The sequence below is a fragment of the Haloarcula ordinaria genome (assembly GCF_029338275.1).
In the GTDB taxonomy this organism is placed as follows: Archaea; Halobacteriota; Halobacteria; order Halobacteriales; family Haloarculaceae; genus Haloarcula; species Haloarcula ordinaria.
The window spans coordinates 3,041,394-3,059,391 of the sequence record NZ_CP119789.1 but is presented as its reverse complement, the minus strand read 5'-3'; the positions used below and the strand labels follow the sequence as shown (position 1 = coordinate 3,059,391).

Below are 17,998 nucleotides of genomic sequence, written 5' to 3'. Positions count from 1 at the left end.
GGCAGCGTCGACCATCTCAGTGCACCTCCTCGACGCCGAGGCCCCAGTCGGTTCGCGCGAAGACGGCGAAGACGATACTCGCGAGCACCATCCAGCCGATATGCCACCAGAGCCACACCGGCAGGCCGAACGCGACGGTCGCGTCACGCCACATGAACCACGGCACGGCGAGTGCCATCAACAGGAGTGCAACGACGGTCCAACCGGCGGTCCGCACGGGTCTCATATTGGGATTGTCTAAACAGTCCGGATATATAGCAGTAACGATTCTTCACCTGGGAACCGTGAAGGAGAATTTTCTTCAATACGCCCGTGTGCCAGAATTCCCTCTCGTTCGAGCGTGCGGCTGGCCACACCCCGGAGACGGGACGTCCGGCGGCAGGTCGAGTGGGGTGGGACCGCGTCGACGACGGGTCGCTCAGTTCTTGTCGAGTGCGCAAGGTTATTTTGGCGTCACCATCTACGTTCGTGCAGTGATAGCGGTCCGTCGAGACGCTGTGCGGTGGCGGGCCGGTTTCGGAGTCTCACGATGAACGATACAACCAAATATCTGATACACGCGAACATCACCGCCGCCGGCGTCGTGGAACGAAACGACGTCGTCGGCGCCGTGTTCGGCCAGACCGAGGGATTGTTGGGCGAAGAGATGGACCTGCGGACGCTGCAGGACTCGAAGAAAGTCGGGCGCATCGACGTCGAAATCGAGTCGGAGGGGGGTCGGACCTTCGGGGAGATAACCATCGCGAGCGGGCTCGACCGGGTCGAGACGGCCACGCTCGCGGCGGCCTTAGAGACCATCGAGCAGGTCGGGCCCTGCCGCGCGGAGATCGAGGTCGCGAACATCGAGGACGTCCGGAGCGCGAAGCGCCGGGAGGTCGTCGAACGGGCGACGGAGATTCTGGCGGAGTTCGAGGCCGAGTCGATGGGCATCGAGGACGTCGTCGAGACGGTCCGGCAGAAGGCCCGCGTCGCCGACATCAGCGAGTACGAAGGGCTGCCCGCGGGGCCGCGTGTGGCCGACTCGGATGCTATCGTCGTCGTCGAGGGACGCGCCGACGTCCTGCAGCTCCTGAAGTACGGCGTGAAGAACGCCATCGCCGTCGAGGGGACCGACATCCCCGAGAGCGTCGCGGACCTGACCGGCCAACGCACCGTGACGGCGTTCCTCGACGGCGACCGCGGCGGTGACCTCATCCTCAAGGAGCTGAGTCAGGTCGGCGACGTGGACTTCGTCGCCATCGCGCCCCGGGACCGCTCCGTCGAGGACCTGTCGCGCGGCGAGGTGATGACCGCACTGCGCGACAAGGTCCCATTCGAGACGGTTCAGGCGGCCGAATCGCCCGCCCACGCGCTCGCTGACCAGGCGAAGGCCGCGCGGACCGACGGCGCGACGACCGTCGAGAGCAGTCCAAGTCCCGAGACCGAGACGGCGGAGGCGGCCGCGCTGGCCGGCGGCGAGGGCGGTACGGAGACGGCAGTCACCGAGGCCGACCCCGAGACGGACACCGAGGAAGTGACAGCGCCGACGACGCTGTCCGACCACGTCGAGGCGGTCATCGGGGGGGACAGCGGCACGGTGCGCCTGCTGGACGACGACGGCGAGGTCATCGCCGACGGGCCCGCCTCGGACGCCCTCTCGCTGGTCGAGGAGAGCGAACAGCGCCCGCGGACAATCGTTCTCGACGGCGAGTGCACGCAGAAGGTCGTCGACGTCGCCGCACAGCGCGGCGTCGAAGTCGTGGTCGCCGCGAGCGACGGCGAGTACGTGAAACAGCCCACGTCCGTCCAGGTCCGTATCGCCGGCTGACTCAGAGGTCGAGCGCGAGCAACACGCCGGCCCCGTCGTCGTAGTGGTCCGGCAGGTCGCTGATTTTCTCGAACCCGAAGCCGCCGTAGAACGACCGGACCCGCTCGTCGTCGGCCCGGGCGGTGAGCCGGAGTGTCTCGAACCCCGCGTCGCGGAGTCGCTCCAGCAGCGCGCCGAGGAGGGTACTCCCGTACCCACGGCCCTGGAACGAGGGGTCGACCGCGAGCTCAGCGAGGTAGGCCATCGGGTGGTCGGGGACGACCAGCGCGTATCCGACCGGGACGCCGTCGGTAATCACCAGTAGCGTCGGCGGCCCCTCGACGGCCACGTCGAGCAGCCCCGGCCAGGGCTCGTCGAGCGCGGCCGTCTGGATGTGTCTGAGTCGGGCGCGGTCCCCGTCGGTCGCTTCGCGAATCATACGAGGCCGAGGGCGAGGACGATACCGACGCCGGTGAGTGCGGCCGCGAGCGTCGCCAGCATGTTGACGGCCTGGTTCCCCACGAGGCCGCCCTCGACGGTGGCGCCCAGGATGCTGTCGACGAACATCCCCACCAGGCCGCAGGCGAGCACGACCGTTGCGCCGACCGACCCGACCTCGTCGAGCAAGAGCGCGCCGATGCCGGCGATGATGGCCGCGCCGACGAGTCCCGCGAGGACGCCCTGCCAGGTGACCCCGCCGTCCGTGCCGGGATCGACCGGCCGGAGGGTGGTGATGAGCCGCGGGTTGTCGTAGAGGCCACCGAACTCGCTGGAGAAGGTGTCGGTCATCGCCGCCGACACCGCCCCCGCGAACGCGTAGAGGAACAGGGCCGGGTCGACGGTGAGGTGGCTGGGGCTCGCGGCCGCCGCGAGCACCGCGAAGAGCGCGACGATGGAGTTCGCGAGCACGTTCCCGCTGCCGCGGGCCCCTTCGTTCTCCTCGGCGATACCCCGGTCCTGTTTCTCCTCGTAGCGGTACTTCGTCGAGAGCCCGCCCAGACCGAAGAAGGCGATGAGCATGGCGAACCAGCCGAAGCCGCCCAGGACGATGGTCAGGAGCGACAGCAGGACGCCCGTGAGCATCCCCGGGAGCGACGCCGTGTCCAGCGCGTAGGAGATGTAGCCGAGCGCGGCGGTCACGGCGAGCGCGACGCCGATGCGGACCGGGGCGACTGTCGGGTCGAGTTCGAAGAAGAGCCAGGAGAGCAGTCCCACCGAGAGCAAGACGAGCGGATAGTCGCGCTCGAACAGCACCGCACGGAGCAGGGCGGCCACGAGCGCACCGGTCGCCGCGAGGAAGACGACCTGCGAGAGCTGGGCGGTCCCGGCCTGGAGCTGTGTCGCGACGACGTAGCCACCGCTCCCGGCCGCCGAACCGAGGACGACGAACCCCGCAGTGGCGACGACGCCGTCGCTGCCGTAGTAGTACGAGAGTCGCTGACCGAGGTTGCCGTAGGCGACGATGAGCACCGTCCCGACGAACACGGGGACCGGCAGGCCGAACTGGACGGCGAGCAGCGCGAGACCGGCGACGGCCAGCGCGAACGCCGCCAACCCGTAGAGCTTGCCGTCCTGGTAGTCGCCCGGCAGCGCGAACAGCTCGAAGAACGGCGAGTCCTGGTCGACGGCGGTCAACGAGAGCAGTGCGACGAGGACGAACGGCCCCGTCGCGGCGACAGTCGCGAGTGCGGGCGACCGAAGGTCGGTCGCGAACGGGACGACGAACGCTAGCGTCGCGATGACTGCGAAGGCCCCCGCTCGTCGGACTGTCGATGTCACGTCCCACCGGTATCCCCGAGAGGCACTTACCCTTTCCGAACTGCGCGGCGGCCACTGTCAGCCCGGTCCCAGTCGCCGCGGACGCTCCCGTGCGTTTATTGACGCCGGTCTCGCAGTAGCCGCCGTGGGCCTGTACGAACGGTACCTCGCGGTCCGTCTCCGTCGGAGCGACGCGACCCTCCCCGAGACGGTCGCGCTGGTCATCACGGAGCGCGACCTCCTCACCGAGGGCGCGTATGCGACCCTCGAACAGTTCTTCGAATGGGCGGTCCAGTATGGGGCCGAGACAGTCGTCGTCTACGTGAGCGTCCTCGACGAGGAGGTCGTCTCGACGCTCCGCCGCGAACTCGACGGCCTCAGGGCCCCGCGGCCCGTCGCCGTCCGGGGGCCGGGCGACGAGGCCGCCGCAGACGCGCCGGTCCAGATATCTATCGGCCTCGGCGGACAGGCCGAGTTCGCGACGGCGGTGGGGAAACTGGTCGCGGACGTCGATGCGGGCACTCTGGCCCCCGAGGACATCGACGAGGCGGCCGTCGAGGAGCACCTCGTGTTCCCGACGGCGCCGGACCTCGTCGTCAAGACCGGCGCCGAGCGGCTCTCCGACTTCATGATATGGCAGTCGGTGTACTCGGAGCTGTACTTCACCGACGTGAACTGGCAGAACTTCCGCAAGCGCGACTATCTGCGGGCGCTGCGGGACTACCAGGAGCGCCAGCGGCGGTTCGGGCGCTGAGTACGCGGCGGTCGTGTCGTTCGAGCGAACGTGCCTTCAGTCGGCCGTCTCGGCGTCTTCGTCGAAGTCCACGTCGCCGCGCTCGCCGCTCGGCAGTGCGTCGCGGAACCGGGCGAGGATTCGTCGGGCGTCCGGGACGTCACTGTGCTCCAACGCGCGGACGAGCGCCAGCGCGCGGCGGGCGCGCGTCGTCCGCCAGGACTGTTCCCGGTTCTCGTAGGTCCGGATGGCCCGCAGGAAGTCGATCTTCCGGAACTCGGGCCAGTAGGGCGTACAGAAGAACGTCGCCGCCTCGTTGCCGTTGGCGTGCCACGGGAGGAAGTTCGAGGTGCGCTCGTCGCCGCCCGTACGCACGATGAGGTCCACGTCGCTGGTCGGCCCCTCGTAGAGGTACTCCTCGACGACGTCCGCGTCGACGGCCTCGGGGTCCAGGTCGCCGGCTTCGACGGCGCGAGCCACGTCACGGGCGGCCCCCAGGAGTTCCGCGCGGCCGCCGTACGCCAGCGCGACGTTGAGGTTGAGGCGGTCGTACTCCGCCGTCCGGCTCTCGGCGTAGTCGATGGCGTCCTGTACCCGTTCGGGGAGCAGCTCCGTCTCGCCGATGGCGCGGATACGGACGCCCGCGTCGTGGATGCGGTCGGAGTCGGCGAACTCCCGCAGCCGCGACTCCACCAGGTCGAAGATGTGTTCGCGCTCGTCCTCGGGACGGTTGAAGTTCTCCGTCGAGAAGGCGTACAGCGTCACCTCCTCGATGCCCAGCTCGTCACACCAGTTCAGCAGCGCCTCGGTCGTCTCGGCCCCCTGTCGGTGGCCCTCGGTCGTGTCCGCACCGCGTTCGCGGGCGTACCGCCGGTTGCCGTCCTGGATGACGGCGACGTGACTGGGCGTCCCGGACAGCTCCCAGCGAAGCAATCGCTCGTAGAGCGCGTATCCCACCTCGCGGACCCGCGTTCCCATTGTCCGAAGTATATCAACGAGCCGATAAGGATTTTGTGGCTTCCGTCCGCCACAGTTTTCACGGTGTGAACGCCGAAAAATGGCCACATAATTTTAATACTCCGACGTCGTACAGGTAGCTGCAATGGCGACCGGCACGGTAGACTTCTTCAACGACACGGGCGGCTACGGCTTTATCGACTCAGAAGACTCCGACGAGGACGTCTTCTTCCACATGGAAGACGTCGGCGGACCTGACCTCGAAGAGGGCCAGGAAGTCGAGTTCGACATCGAGCAGGCCGACAAGGGCCCACGCGCAAAGAACCTCAAACGACTGTAAGGGAGCGACCCGCTTCCGACGGCGTGTCGCTGTCCCGACGTGGCCCGTGACACGCTCGACCCATCCATCCGCGAGCCGCAGGCACGGATTTCGAAGTGCATTAGAGCGCCCGCGGCCGAGCGTTTGGTATGACCGACGCGGACGCGCTCGACGACGACCTGTACCGCCGGACCAAGCAGTTGCTCGAACCCGGCGAGATACAGCTCAACGGGGCCATCGTCCACACGGAGTACGACGGGAGCGACGAGATCGAGATGATGGAGGCTACCATCGAGGTCGGCGAGATTATCGCCGCGGGCGCCGGCCTCGACCCGACGGACACGTTCGTCTACTCGGGCAGCGACGACCCGGAGTTCGCGTCGAACCAGCACCAGGGCCTGACGCTTGACGGCGAGGAGTTCGTCTGGGAGTGCCAGCAGCTGCTCCGCGAGGGGTCGTTCGACCTCGTCTTCTACTACGAGGCCAGCGGGGACCACGAGGGCATTCTGGCGGACATCGAGGCCGCCGGCTACGCGGTCACCGGCGTCGAGGGCGAGTAACGCAACGCCGCGCGCCGTCCGCCCCGGGTCGTGACAGCAGGTGTCATCTCGTCCCGCGTCGCTTATACCCACAGAAACCCGAGAACGGCGTATGAGTGAGGACCTCGGAACCGTGGACCGAGCCATCCTGAACGCGTTCCAGGGCGGGTTTCCGGTCGTCGAACGGCCCTTCGAACCGGCGGCGGCCGCGCTGCGCGAGGCGGGCGTCGACATCGACGCCGACGAGCTGCTCGAACGGGTCCAGCGGCTGGACGAGGCCGGCGTGCTGAGCCGCTTCGGTGCGCTCATCAACGCCGAGGCCATCGGCGGGACCGCGACGCTCGTCGCGACCCACGCCCCCGAGGACCGCTACGACGAGCACGTCGAACTGGTCAACGCCCACCCGGAGGTCGCCCACAACTACGAGCGCGAGCACCCGCACCTGAACATGTGGTTCGTGCTCTCGGTGGCCGACGAGGACCGGGTCGACGAAGTGCTGACGGAAATAGAAGCCGAGACCGGCGAACGGACGTACAACCTCCCGAAACAACAGGAGTTCCACGTCGGCGCGAAGTTCCCCGTCGAGGGGCCACAGACCCAGGCTACCGACGTCTCGGACGCTGGGCCGGACGTGACACCGACCGACCGCCGGTCGCTGACACCCGAGGAACTAGACCTCGTCCTGGAGATTCAGGGCGGTCTCCCGATAACGGCGACGCCCTTCGCCGACGTGGCTGTCGCCATCGGTGCCGACACCGAGTGGGTCGTCGAGACCATCAAGCGGTTCAACGCGGAGGGGAAGGTGCGGCGCGTCGGCGTCATCCCGAACCACTACGCGCTGGGGTACAGCGAGAACGGGATGACCGTCTGGAACGTCCCCGACGACGTCGTCGACGAGGTTGGCCCCGCCATCGCCGAGTTCGACTTCGTCACGCACTGCTACGAGCGCCCGCGCCACGAGGGGGTCTGGCCGTACAACTTCTTCGCGATGACACACGGCCGCAGCGAGGCGGAGAGCGACGAGCGCATCCAGCAGGTCCACGCCCGGATGAGCGACTACTGGGACGTCGGGGACGACGACTGGGATACGCTGTTCTCGACGCGCATCCTGAAGAAGACGGGTATCCGCTTAGACGAGCGCGCCGAGGCGAACGTCGAGCGCCGGTGAGGACCGAGCGTTTATATCCGATGACACACCAAAAATCGACGATGGAACGGACGCCGGGAGAGGTGCCCGGATGATACCGCTGTTGCACGATTTCGAGGGCGAGACGGTGCTCGTCCTCGGCGGGGGCCCGGTCGGGGCGCGGAAGGCCCGCCGGTTCGCGGCCGAGGCCGACGTCGTCGTCGTGAGTCCCGACTTCGGCGACCGCGACTTCGGCGACGCCGAACTGGTCCGGGACGCCCCGGACGCCGAGGCCGTCGCGGCGTACGTCGAGCGACTCGACCCCGCGCTCGTGGTCGCCGCGACGGACGACGAGGCCCTGAACGACGCCGCGGCGACGGCGGCGCGAGCCCACGGTGCGCTGGTCAACCGGGCCGACGACCACGGCGAGCAGGACTTCGGGACCGTCGTCGTCCCGGCGACGGTGCGCGACGACCCCGTGACCCTGGCGATAGCGACGGGCGGCACCGCGCCGGCCCTCTCGAAGTACCTCCGCGAGCGGTTCGAGGCGGACTTTGCCGGCGTCGGGGAGATGGCGCGACTGGTCGGTAACCTGCGCGAGGAACTCCAGGACGGGGGCGTGCCCCCCGGTGAGCGCCGCGAGGCCGTCAGGGCTGTCGTCAGGTCAGGCGACGTTTGGAAGGCTTTAGATAGGGGCAGGTCCAAGGCCAGACAAGTAGTGGACGACGAAATTGTGGACGTCCCCGGTGATCTGTCGTGAAACACGAGACTGGTGTCATCGTCGGCGCGAGCGTCTCCCACGGGAACGCGAGCGTCGACCAGCTGGAGGCCGCCGCGACCGATAGCCAGCGGCACACCGTCGAGTCGCTGCTCTCGCAGCCCGGCGTCGACGAGGCCATCGCCCTCCAGACGTGTAACCGGACGGAGGCCTACGTGGTCGCGTCCAGCCACGAGGTCGGCCTCGACGCTCTGGAGACAGTCACGTACGCCGTCGACGACGACGCGCTGGTCGAGATGGACCACGAGGCGAGCCTCAGACACCTCCTCCGGGTGGCGGCGGGCCTCGAGTCCATCGTCCTCGGCGAGGACCAGATTCTCGGCCAGCTGCGCGACGCCTACGAGGACGCCCGGGCCGTCGGCGGCATCGGGTCGGTCCTCGAAGACGGCGTCACCAAGGCCATCCACGTCGGCGAGCGCGCTCGCACGGAGACCGAAATCAACGAGGGCGTCGTCTCGCTGGCCTCCGCCGCCGTCAGACTCGTCGAGGCGGAACAGCCGCTCGACGGCAAGACGGCGCTGGTCGTGGGCGCGGGCGAGATGGGGCGACTCGCGGCGAAGGCGCTCTCGGAGCGCGTCGACCGCGTCATCGTCGCCAACCGGACGGTCCCACACGCCGAGCACATCGCCGAGACCATCGAGACGGACGCGAGCGCCGTCGCAATCGGTGCCGCCGAAGCCGCGCTCGCGGAAGCCAGCGTCGTCGTTACGGCGACCGGGAGCCCGGACCACGTCTTCGACGCCGAGTCCTTCGCCGGGACGGGCGAGACGTACGTCGTCGACCTCGCCCAGCCGCGGGACGTGCCCGCGGACGCGGCCGACGTCCCGTCGGTGACGGTGTACGACCTCGACGCGCTGGAGTCGGTGACCGCGGAGACCCGCCAGCAGCGACAGCGGGCCGCCGCGGAGGTCGAACAGCTGGTCGACGAGGAGTTCGACCACCTGCTGACCCAGTACAAGCGCAAGCGCGCCGACCGGGTCATCTCGACGATGTACGAGAGCGCGGAGCAGGTCAAGGCCGCCGAGCTCAACACGGCGCTGTCGGCCGCGGAGTTCGACGAGGACCAGCAGGAAGTGCTCGAGTCGATGGCCGACGCCATCGTCTCGCAACTGCTGGCCGCGCCGACCCGGAGCCTCCGGGACGCCGCCGAGGCGGACGACTGGTCGACCATCCACACGGCGCTGGAACTGTTCGACCCCGAGTTCGGACCGGAGGACGTGGCGGCCCTGACGGCGGCGGACGGGACCGCCGTCGAGGACGTCCCGGCCGAGATGCGCGACCAGATGCCACCGGCGGTGCTCGACCAGCTCACCGACGACTGACATGGTCAGTACGGTCCCGGTCGTCGTCGGGGTTGGTCTCGTCGTCGTCGCCACGAGCGGCCTCCTGGACGTGAGAAACTACACCGAGCAGCAGCGTCGGGACCACCGCCGTCGGGTGCAGGCGTTCACCTACGCGAGCCTCGCGGTGGTTGCGCTCGGCCTCGCCGCGCTCTGGTACGGCCTCCGGGACGCCTCGGTGCCGACCTGGCTGTTCGTCGCCATCAACGGCACCGTCCTCGCGACCATCGGCGCGAAGTGGCGGCTCAGGAAGGCGCTCTCGGACGACGGGTGAGCCGACCGCGTGTCGCGGTGGGACAGCCGTAGCGACGCGGTCGAAGTGGCAGGACCGACCGGTCCGACACAACTGTTTTGCGGCTGGCAACCGACTGAGAGAACATGGCTGACGTACTTCCCGACGCCGAGATTGCAGACCGGATGCCCGACGGCTGGGCGCGCGAGGAGAACGAAATCGTCCGCGCGTTCGACTTCGACGGCTATCTGGACGCGTCCGGGTTCCTGAGCGCCGCGGCGGGCCTCGCGGAGGACGCCTGGCACCACCCCGAGATGACCATCACTTGGGGCGAGGTTGAGGTCCGACTCACCACCCACGACGCCGGCGGCATCACCGAGAAGGACATCGACCTGGCCGAGCGCCTGAACGGCATCTACGACTGAGATGCCGCCGACGGACGGGACGGGGACGCCGCCGGACCCCCGAGACGCGCCCGCCAGATACGTGTTCAAACTCACGTTCCGACTCCGGCCGTCGACGCCGGACCTCGCGGCCGACCCGGACGCCTTCGAGACGACCCTGTACCGCAGCGCGGACCCGCCGGGCGAGGACGGGTGGCTCTTCTTCCGGGACAACTGCTGGCGCGGGAACCTCGCCGACGAGGCCCACTTCCGCCGGCTCGCCACGGAGGCGCTCGACGTCGACGTCGAAGCGGCGTCGTTCCGGGAGCTGCAGACGACTGAGTCCTATCTGGAGGCACTCAAAACAGCCATCGCAGCGGACCTAGACCTGTTCAACGCCGACAGCGTTACCGAGGTCCTCTCGAAGTATCTCGGGAGCTCGATTCGGGTCGAATCACCTGAGTGAAGCCACGCGGGGGCGGCCACACTTTGTAAGCCATTCTCTACCACGATAGTGGGGGCAGAAAGATTTTATCAGGCTCGCGCCTAGAACCACAGTCCCCTGATGACCGACCAGTACGACTTCTGGCTGTTCGATCTCGACGGCACGCTCGTCGACATCGAACCCTGGTACCCCCGGCGCGTCCTGACGCGAGTCGGCGACCGACTCGGCGTCGGCTTCAGCGACCGGGAGGTGGAGCGGCTCTGGTACGGCTTCGGTGGCGCGCGAGACGACGTACTCGCCGCCGAGCGTATCGACCCCGAGCGGTTCTGGGCGGTCTTCCACGAGGAGGAGAACCCGCTGGCACGCGCCGAAGCGACCTACCTCTACGACGACGCCGAACGGTTCCTCACCGAGCGCGACGAACCGGTCGGGCTGGTGACCCACTGCCAGACGTACCTCACCGAGCCCGTGCTCGACCACCTGAACATCGGTGACTGGTTCGAGACGGTCGTCTGCTGTGACGAGGATATCGGCTGGAAACCGGACCCGACCCCCGTTCAGCTGGCGATGCGGAACATGGGGGTCGCCCACAACGGACACAGCGGCGTCCTGGCGGGTGACAACCCGGCCGACATCGGCGCGGCCTGGAACGCCGGCCTCGACGGGGTCCACGTCCAGCGACGGTCCGACGAGACGGACGGCTACTGCGTGATGGGCGACCACCGGGTCGAGTCGCTGCTCGACCTGCGCTAGGGCAGGTAGTCCCAGTCTTCGACGGTCACGGACTCGCCAGCGTCGCGTCCCTCGTGGCCCGGCGGCACCGTGACCCAGCCGTCGGCCCGGCTCGCCGTCTCGAGGTCCGTCCCCCGGAGCGGTGTCGCCTCGTCGCCGGCGACGGAGACCGGCGCGAACGTCCGCACCGAGGCCTCCGCCTCGAGTGGCTCGGTCAGCGTCGCCGTTTGCGTGGGGTGGGGGGCGAGCGGGCACCCGGCGAAGCTCTTGAGCAACGGCCTGAGCAGTTGCACGGCCGCGACGCGAGCCCCGACGGCCGACTCCGGCAGGAGGAGCACCGGTCGGTCCTCGACGACGGCTAGTCCCGTGTCGCCGCCGGGGTCGATGGCGATACCGTCGCCGGAGACCTCGCCGAGTTCGGCGACGACCGAGCGGAGCGTATCGCCCGGTTCGGTCCCCGTCACGACGACGAGGTCGCGTGTCAGGTCCCGCTGGACGGCCATCCGGAGCGCGGGCGCGTCGTCGGCCACGGCGTTCCGGTAGGTCACCTTGCCGCCCCAGCGGTCGACGTACTGCGCGAGCGTGAATCCGGCCGTCTCGACGCCGCCGTCGCCGCCCGCCTCGGGGGCAGCGAACTCATCACCCGTCGGGACGATGCCGACCTGGGGGCGCTGTCGGACGAGCAGGTCTCCGACGCCGGCGGCCTTCAGGAGGCCGACGTCGCCCGGTCTGACCTGTCTCCCGGTCTCGAACACCGCGTCGTCGGGCCCGATGCCGGCTCCAGGGACCGGTGCGTTCGCCGTCGCGTCCGCGGCGAGTACGCGGCCCACGGCGACGGAAAGCGGAACCCGGTCGGTCCGGTCGACCGGCATCGCGTAGCCCCCGAGGTTCCGGCGGGCGGTCTCGAGCGAGAGCGGTCCCCCGTCGGCGGACGGTGGCGTAGTCATACCCACACCTCGGCCCGATGGGCCAAAAACGCCGCGCCTGCGACTCGCAGCGCGGGTGCGACCAGGATTTATCTCCCGTCGGCGTCCTCGTGGGAGCATGGTCCTCCCGCAGTTGCTCACGCTCGTCTTCGCCGGCGTCGGCCTCTATCTCCTCGGCACCGGCCTCAGGCAGCTCCGACCGGTCTATCATATCTTGCGGAACGACCCGACCCCGGTCCGCTCGCTGTCCGGCCACTCCGGCCCCGTCGAGATTCAGGGGACGGCCGTTGCCGGAGACGACGGGACCGTTACCGCGCCGTTCACCGGGAGCGAGTGTCTGGCCTACACGTACGAGGTCGAGGAGCTGCGCTCCTCGGGGAAGAACTCCCACTGGGAGACCCTCGACTCGGGGCAGGCCGGTGTGGACTTCGTCGTCGACGACGGCACCGACCGTGTCCGGGTCGACCCGACCGGCGCGGACGTCCACTTCGAGGCCCACAGCGTCACCGTCGCGCCGGGGACGGAGCTGCCCGACAGGCTGGCGCGATACGTCGAGTCGACGGACAGCGTCGAGGCACAGGACCGGACGGTGAACCTGCTCGTGACGGAACTACACGTCGGCAACAAACAGCGCTTCATCGAGCGGCGCCTCGACGTCGGCGAGCAGGTCTACGTCTACGGCGAGGCCCGTCGCGGGCCCGCGCCGGAGTGGGGGAGCAACCTCGTCGACGCCGTCGTCGGTGCGGGCGACGCGACGCCGGCCTTCGTAATCTCCGATACGAGCGAGCGAGGGACGGCCTGGCGAATCGCCCGTGAGAGCCTGGTCCGGCTCGTCCTCGGGGCCGTCTTCACGGCGGTCGTGCTAGTGTTTCTCTTACCGGTGTTCGGCTGAAAGATTCCGATGTGGGCCTCGTGGCCTGGTCACATGGCACACGGCGTCGACCGCCGGGTTTAACGCATCGCCCCCCTAAAGACCGGGTATGTCAGCGCTGCGAGATGCGTTACGGGACCTCCCTGATGCCGTGTTTGCGGACGTGCTCGAATCCGAAGAGGCGTACCTGTTCGTCCTCGACCTGCCGGGCGTCGACGCGGGGACGCTCGACATCAGCGTCGAAGGCGGCCGGCTCATCATCGAGGGGCAGCGCACCAAGGACGTCCCCCGCGAGTTCCGCTTCGTCCGCGAGGACCGGTCGGTGTTCCTCGACGTGGAGCTCCCGCTCCCGCCGGACGCCACTGGCCGCGGAGCCGAGGGGTCCGTCGAACACGGCGTCCTCGAACTCCACCTCCCGAAGGCCTCGGCTGCACCGAGCACGACGATACCCATCGACGAGGCCTGATTTCGGGGTGCCCTGTTGGTGAACTATCGCGCCTACTGGCGGTTCTTCGTCGTCGCCCGCCAGTTTCTCCCGCTATTGCTCGCGTACGCCCGTGACCGGAAGCGGTTCCTCCTGTTCGGGTCGTCCCGTAAGGTCACGCCCGACCAGCGCCGCGCCCGCGCCCAGGCGCTGCTGGACTCGATGCTCACGCTGGGGCCGACGTTCATCAAGCTCGGGCAGCTGCTCTCGACGCGTCCGGACATCCTCCCCCCGGAGTACGTCGAGGAGTTCTCGGCGCTCCAGGACCGGGTCCCGCCCGCCGAGTGGGCACAGGCGAAGACCGTCCTCGAGGAAGACCTCGGGCCACTCGAGGAGCGCTTCGACGAGTTCGAGACGGAGGCCATCAGCGGGGCGTCGCTCGGCCAGGTCTACCGCGCCGAAGTCGACGGCGAACCGGTCGCGGTGAAGATTCGCCGACCGGGCATCGAGGACTTAGTCGAGGCCGACCTCCGGGTCATCCGCTGGTCGCTCCCGCTCATCATGTACTTCGTCGGGGACGCGCGGTCGTTCTCGCTGGAGACGCTGGCCGACGAGTTCTCGAAGACGATTCGCGAGGAGATGGACTACGAGCGCGAGGCACGCATGCTCACCGAAATCCGGGGGAACTTCCTCGAGAACGATCGCATCCGCATCCCCACAGTGCGGGAGTCACACTCGACGCGGCGGGTCCTGACGATGGAGTACCTCCCCGGGACGAAGATAAACGACATCGACGACCTGGACGACCGCGGCATCGACCGGACCGAGCTCGCAGAGACGCTCCAGCGGGCCTACCTTCAGATGATAATCGACGACGGCGTCTTCCACGCCGACCCGCACCCGGGGAACCTCGCGGTCCAGGCCGACGGGACACTCGTCTTCTACGACTTCGGGATGTCGGGCCGCGTCGACCCGTTCGTCCAGGACAAGATCGTCGACTTCTACGCGGCGGTGGCCGACCAGGACATCGACGGCATCCTCGATGCGCTCATCGAGATGGGGACGCTCAGCCCGGAGGCCGACCGCCAGGTGATGGGCGACGTGATGGAACTGGCCATCGCCGACGCCCGCGGGGAGGACATCGAGCAGTACCGTGTCCAACAGATCGTCCAGCAGGTCGAGGACACTATCTACGAGTTCCCGTTGCGCCTGCCGTCGAACCTGGCGCTCGTCCTCCGCGTCGCGACGGTCGTCGAGGGCGTCTGCGTGACGCTCGACCCCGACTTCGACTTCATCTCCGTGGCGACGAGTTACCTCCAGTCCCAGGGGTTCATCGCCGCCGGCGCCCGGACGTTCATCGAGGACCGTGCCCAGGAGGTCCAGGACGCCACGCGGTCGGCGGTCCGCATCCCGCCGAAGCTCGAGTCGGTGCTCGACCGCGTCGAGCGCAAGGACCTGGTCGTCCGGGCCGACATCGAGGACTCCGACAGACTGTTAGCGCGGATGACCAAGCGGCTCATCCTCGGGATGTTGCTCGCGAGTACGCTGTTCTCGACGGCGTTCCTCTACGCGGAGTCGACGCAGCTCGTCGCCGCCATCGCCGGCGGCGTCGTACTGGTCCTCCTCGCGGGCCTGTGGTGGTCGTTCCGGACCAAGTCGGGCGTCCGGGCGAAGCCGCAGTTCACCCGCCAGAGCATGCGCGAACGCGAGATGGAGAGTTCGAGCGGGCTGGGGCCCTCCTTCGACGACGAGGGGAGCGACGGGCCCTGAGTCAGTCGAGACCACCCGGACTGGCGCCTTGCGCCATTCCAAACCGTTTATACCGGCACAGGAGCAATCCGGCCGTATGGCAAAAGAGCAGACCGAGGTCCGCGAACTCGACGAAGGCAGTTACGTGATGATCGAGGCCACGCCGTGTAAGATCGACTCCTACAGCACGGCAAAGCCCGGCAAGCACGGCAGCGCGAAGGCCCGAATCGACGCTCGCGGCGTCTTCGACAAGAAGAAGCGCTCGCTCTCCCAGCCGGTCGACGCGAAGGTCTGGGTCCCCATCATCACCCGGAAGCAGGGCCAGGTCGTCTCGACGGACGGCGACGACGCCCAGGTGATGGACTTAGACACCTACGAGACGTTCACGATGCGCCAGCCCGACGACGTCAACCTCGAGCCGGACGACGAGATCGAGTACCTCGAGTACGAGGACCAGCGCCTCATCACGCGCTCGTAAGATGTTCCCCGGCGCGGGCGCCGACCGAGAGGCCGCCGACTACGCCCTCGTGGGCGCCCCGCTCGACGCCTCGACCTCGTTTCGTCCCGGTGCGCGGTTCGGTCCCCGTCGCGTCCGCCAGTTCGCCACGGGATTCGACGACTACGACCACCACACCGACCAGCACTTCACGGCGCTCTCCGTCTACGACCACGGCGACGTCGGCCCGACGGCCGACACCGCCGAGTACCTCACCTTCTTGGAGAGCACCGTCGCCGAGTTCGACCGCGAGGGCGCCACGCCGCTCCTCGTCGGGGGCGAACACACCGTCTCGATAGCCGCCGTCCGCGCGCTCGACCCGGACGTGTTCGTCTGTCTCGACGCCCACCTCGACCTGCGCGAGTCGTACGCCGGCGACGAGTACTCGCACGCGACGGTGACCCACCATGCGCTGGACGTGGCAGACCGCGCCGTCGTGCTGGGTGCACGGACTGGGTCCGAAGTCGAGTGGGACCGGGCCGCCGAAGCGGACGTCACCGTCGTCCCGCCCGAGGACGTGGCCGACTGGATGCCCGACTTCGATGGTGAGCGGGCGTACCTCTCTGTGGACGTCGACGCGGCCGACCCCGGGTTCGCACCCGGAACTGGGACTCCCGAACCGTTCGGCCTCGAACCCCGGGAGATGCGTGACACCGTTCGGGCGGTGGCACCCTACGCCGTCGGTTTCGATGTCGTGGAGGTCAACGACCGCGACGACGGCCAGGCGGCGACGCTGGCCGCGAAACTCCTCCGGGCGTTCGTCTTCTCGCACGCGACGGAGTGAGTTCGGGGTCCTGACTCTGCCCCGACCTGGGGGCGAGAACTCCCGAGGTTTCCCCAGGCCCCGTTTTATTAGGAGCGACACGATAGGTGGTCTATGGACCGCCTCTCGTCGTGCTACTTCTGTGGCGTCGCCCATGACGAATCGCTGTCGGAGTACCCGGTCGTGCCCAAACAGCTGCACCCGAGCGAGGACACCCAGCGGACGGCGGTCCTCTGTTCGACCTGCCGGCGGAAGCTCGCCACCGTCGTCGAGACGGTGGTCGCCGCTGCAGAGGCGTCCGGGACCGAGGATGACGGGCCCGTGACCGATGCCGAGGCGGTGACTGAGACGGCGGACGACCAGAGCGACGTCGTCGACGAGTCGGGACTGGACGCGGGGCCCGACCCGATGGACATCAGCGACGCGAACGAGACGGTGGCCGAGGACTATCCCGAGATGGACCTGCCGGGCGAGGAGGCGGCGGCTGACGAGACTGCCGAGTCTGCGGCGGAAGAGCGTAGCTCACCCGAGAGCCCGACCGAAGCCGCGGCGGCCGACGCCGGCGAGGATGACGTCGATGCCAGCGAGCCGGACGACGCGACCGGCGAGGGAGCCGACGAGTCAGACGAGCAGGGCGCGCTCACCAGACTGGAGTACAGCAAGGTGATGCGACTGCTCCAGAACCGGGAGTTCCCGGTCGACCGGGGCGAGATCCGCGACGTGGCGGTCAACGCCTACGACATCGACCCAGAGCAGTTCGACGCCATCACCGACCTGGCCGTCGAGCGCGACCTCATCGGCGAGGAGGACGGGCAGTTCGTCAGCCCCGAGTGAGAAAGGCACATCTACGGGGCCAAAGAAGGGTGAGGTATGGACGCAGGTGACATCGCGAGCCGACTCGACGACCGACTCGACGTCCCGGCCTACGCGGACCTCGACGCCAGTCCGAACGGCCTCCAGGTCGGGCCGGCGAGCCAGCCGGTGGAGACGATCGCCGTCGCCGTCGACGCTGCCGTCGAGACCATCGAACAGGCCGACGAAGCCGGTGCGGACCTGCTGGTGGCACACCACGGCCTCGTCTGGGGGAGCATCGAGCGAGTCACCGGCCGGAACTTCGAGCGCATCGCGCCGCTCGTCGACGGCGACACGGCGCTCTACGTCGCGCACCTCCCGCTCGACGGGCACCAGGAACTGGGGAACGCCGCTGGCCTCGGTGACCTGCTGGGGCTCGTCGACCGAGAGCCGTTCGGGCAGGTCGGACCGGAGTACATCGGGCAGCGGGGCCAGTTCGACGACCCCCGTGCGCTCACAGACATCGCGGCGACGCTCGAAGAGATCCTGGATACCGGCGGACAGGACGTCCAGACGCTCGATTTCGGTCCCGAAACCGTCGAGGACGTCGCCATCGTCACCGGCAGCGGTGTCGACTGGCTGGACGAGGCCGTCGACGCCGGCGCGGACCTCCTCGTGACCGGTGAGGGGAAACAGCAGGTGTACCATGAGGCCCGCGAGGCGGGTATCAACGTGGCGCTCGCTGGCCACTACGCGACGGAGACGCTCGGTGTGCGCTCGCTGCAGCGGCTCCTCGAAGATTGGGGTCTCGAGACGACGTTCGTCGACTGCCCGACAGGGCTTTAGTCC

23 protein-coding genes are annotated in these 17,998 nt (G+C 68.6%); 18 read left to right on the top strand and 5 right to left on the bottom strand.

The features are described from left to right. Positions 1 to 16: 16 nt before the first annotated feature. A complete protein-coding gene (locus tag P1L41_RS16100) occupies positions 17 to 226 on the bottom strand; it encodes a DUF3311 domain-containing protein (protein ID WP_276296736.1) in 210 nt (69 codons plus the stop codon). A gap of 303 nt (positions 227 to 529) precedes the next feature. On the opposite strand from P1L41_RS16100, the gene dnaG reads away from it, so the two are divergent. Next, the gene (dnaG, locus tag P1L41_RS16095; RefSeq protein WP_276296735.1) at positions 530 to 1,807 is read left to right on the top strand and encodes a DNA primase DnaG; all 1,278 of its coding nucleotides are present in this window, start codon (positions 530 to 532) and stop codon (positions 1,805 to 1,807) included. Between the two features lies 1 nt (position 1,808). On the opposite strand, the gene P1L41_RS16090 is transcribed toward dnaG, so the two are convergent. Together P1L41_RS16090 and P1L41_RS16085 are read right to left on the bottom strand one after the other, a co-directional pair. Continuing rightward, a complete protein-coding gene (locus tag P1L41_RS16090; protein WP_276296734.1) occupies positions 1,809 to 2,225 on the bottom strand; it encodes a GNAT family N-acetyltransferase in 417 nt (138 codons plus the stop codon). Next, entirely contained in the window at positions 2,222 to 3,565 is a 1,344-nt protein-coding gene (locus P1L41_RS16085; protein ID WP_276296733.1) for a DUF92 domain-containing protein, read from the bottom strand. The genes P1L41_RS16090 and P1L41_RS16085 overlap by 4 nt, the downstream gene beginning before the upstream one ends. A gap of 124 nt (positions 3,566 to 3,689) precedes the next feature. On the opposite strand from P1L41_RS16085, the gene P1L41_RS16080 reads away from it, so the two are divergent. Continuing rightward, a complete protein-coding gene (locus tag P1L41_RS16080; RefSeq protein ID WP_276296732.1) occupies positions 3,690 to 4,298 on the top strand; it encodes an undecaprenyl diphosphate synthase family protein in 609 nt (202 codons plus the stop codon). Positions 4,299 to 4,334: 36 nt separating this feature from the next. Here P1L41_RS16080 and uppS read toward each other — a convergent pair whose 3' ends face one another. Beyond that, positions 4,335 to 5,255 carry a polyprenyl diphosphate synthase gene (gene uppS / locus P1L41_RS16075; protein WP_276296731.1) on the bottom strand — a complete coding sequence of 307 codons (921 nt, stop codon included), beginning with the start codon at positions 5,253 to 5,255 and terminating at the stop codon, positions 4,335 to 4,337. Positions 5,256 to 5,379: 124 nt separating this feature from the next. On the opposite strand from uppS, the gene P1L41_RS16070 reads away from it, so the two are divergent. From P1L41_RS16070 to P1L41_RS16030, 9 genes are all read left to right on the top strand, one after another. After that, positions 5,380 to 5,574 carry a cold-shock protein gene (locus tag P1L41_RS16070; protein ID WP_276296730.1) on the top strand — a complete coding sequence of 65 codons (195 nt, stop codon included), beginning with the start codon at positions 5,380 to 5,382 and terminating at the stop codon, positions 5,572 to 5,574. A gap of 128 nt (positions 5,575 to 5,702) precedes the next feature. Then, positions 5,703 to 6,113 (top strand): DUF5778 family protein, encoded by a 411-nt coding sequence (locus tag P1L41_RS16065; RefSeq protein ID WP_276296729.1) that lies wholly within the window; start codon positions 5,703 to 5,705, stop codon positions 6,111 to 6,113. 91 nt (positions 6,114 to 6,204) lie between these two features. After that, positions 6,205 to 7,260 (top strand): siroheme decarboxylase subunit beta, encoded by a 1,056-nt coding sequence (gene ahbB / locus P1L41_RS16060; RefSeq protein ID WP_276296728.1) that lies wholly within the window; start codon positions 6,205 to 6,207, stop codon positions 7,258 to 7,260. Between the two features lie 70 nt (positions 7,261 to 7,330). After that, positions 7,331 to 7,978 (top strand): precorrin-2 dehydrogenase/sirohydrochlorin ferrochelatase family protein, encoded by a 648-nt coding sequence (locus P1L41_RS16055; protein ID WP_276296727.1) that lies wholly within the window; start codon positions 7,331 to 7,333, stop codon positions 7,976 to 7,978. Next, positions 7,975 to 9,318, top strand: coding sequence for a glutamyl-tRNA reductase (gene hemA / locus P1L41_RS16050; protein ID WP_276296726.1), 1,344 nt, complete (start codon positions 7,975 to 7,977; stop codon positions 9,316 to 9,318). The genes P1L41_RS16055 and hemA overlap by 4 nt, the downstream gene beginning before the upstream one ends. Before the next feature lies 1 nt (position 9,319). Further along, positions 9,320 to 9,610, top strand: a complete 291-nt coding sequence (locus P1L41_RS16045) for a hypothetical protein (protein WP_276296725.1) — start codon at positions 9,320 to 9,322, stop codon at positions 9,608 to 9,610. Between the two features lie 104 nt (positions 9,611 to 9,714). Next, complete coding sequence (locus P1L41_RS16040) at positions 9,715 to 9,993, top strand: 4a-hydroxytetrahydrobiopterin dehydratase (protein ID WP_276296724.1); 279 nt, start codon at positions 9,715 to 9,717, stop codon at positions 9,991 to 9,993. Between the two features lies 1 nt (position 9,994). After that, positions 9,995 to 10,417, top strand: coding sequence for an LWR-salt protein (gene lwrS / locus P1L41_RS16035; RefSeq protein ID WP_276296723.1), 423 nt, complete (start codon positions 9,995 to 9,997; stop codon positions 10,415 to 10,417). Between the two features lie 99 nt (positions 10,418 to 10,516). After that, positions 10,517 to 11,149: an HAD family hydrolase gene (locus P1L41_RS16030; protein ID WP_276296722.1), complete on the top strand. Its 633-nt coding sequence runs from the start codon at positions 10,517 to 10,519 to the stop codon at positions 11,147 to 11,149. On the opposite strand, the gene P1L41_RS16025 is transcribed toward P1L41_RS16030, so the two are convergent. Next, the gene (locus tag P1L41_RS16025; protein ID WP_276296721.1) at positions 11,146 to 12,075 is read right to left on the bottom strand and encodes a molybdopterin-binding protein; all 930 of its coding nucleotides are present in this window, start codon (positions 12,073 to 12,075) and stop codon (positions 11,146 to 11,148) included. The genes P1L41_RS16030 and P1L41_RS16025 overlap by 4 nt on opposite strands. Before the next feature lie 97 nt (positions 12,076 to 12,172). Between P1L41_RS16025 and P1L41_RS16020 the strand changes: the two genes are divergently transcribed. The 7 genes from P1L41_RS16020 to P1L41_RS15990 all read left to right on the top strand — a co-directional run bounded on the left by P1L41_RS16020 (position 12,173) and on the right by P1L41_RS15990 (position 17,995). After that, positions 12,173 to 12,946, top strand: coding sequence for a GIDE domain-containing protein (locus tag P1L41_RS16020; RefSeq protein WP_276296720.1), 774 nt, complete (start codon positions 12,173 to 12,175; stop codon positions 12,944 to 12,946). A gap of 88 nt (positions 12,947 to 13,034) precedes the next feature. After that, positions 13,035 to 13,391, top strand: coding sequence for an Hsp20/alpha crystallin family protein (locus P1L41_RS16015; protein ID WP_276296719.1), 357 nt, complete (start codon positions 13,035 to 13,037; stop codon positions 13,389 to 13,391). An 18-nt stretch (positions 13,392 to 13,409) separates the two neighbouring features. Beyond that, the gene (locus P1L41_RS16010; protein ID WP_276298475.1) at positions 13,410 to 15,119 is read left to right on the top strand and encodes an ABC1 kinase family protein; all 1,710 of its coding nucleotides are present in this window, start codon (positions 13,410 to 13,412) and stop codon (positions 15,117 to 15,119) included. A 76-nt stretch (positions 15,120 to 15,195) separates the two neighbouring features. Then, on the top strand, positions 15,196 to 15,576 hold the full coding sequence (locus tag P1L41_RS16005; protein WP_276296718.1) for a translation initiation factor IF-5A: 381 nt from the start codon (positions 15,196 to 15,198) through the stop codon (positions 15,574 to 15,576). Position 15,577: 1 nt separating this feature from the next. After that, positions 15,578 to 16,378 carry an agmatinase gene (gene speB, locus P1L41_RS16000; RefSeq protein ID WP_276296717.1) on the top strand — a complete coding sequence of 267 codons (801 nt, stop codon included), beginning with the start codon at positions 15,578 to 15,580 and terminating at the stop codon, positions 16,376 to 16,378. Positions 16,379 to 16,471: 93 nt separating this feature from the next. Continuing rightward, positions 16,472 to 17,191 carry a hypothetical protein gene (locus P1L41_RS15995; protein ID WP_276296716.1) on the top strand — a complete coding sequence of 240 codons (720 nt, stop codon included), beginning with the start codon at positions 16,472 to 16,474 and terminating at the stop codon, positions 17,189 to 17,191. Between the two features lie 36 nt (positions 17,192 to 17,227). After that, a complete protein-coding gene (locus P1L41_RS15990; RefSeq protein ID WP_276296715.1) occupies positions 17,228 to 17,995 on the top strand; it encodes a Nif3-like dinuclear metal center hexameric protein in 768 nt (255 codons plus the stop codon). Positions 17,996 to 17,998: the final 3 nt, after the last annotated feature.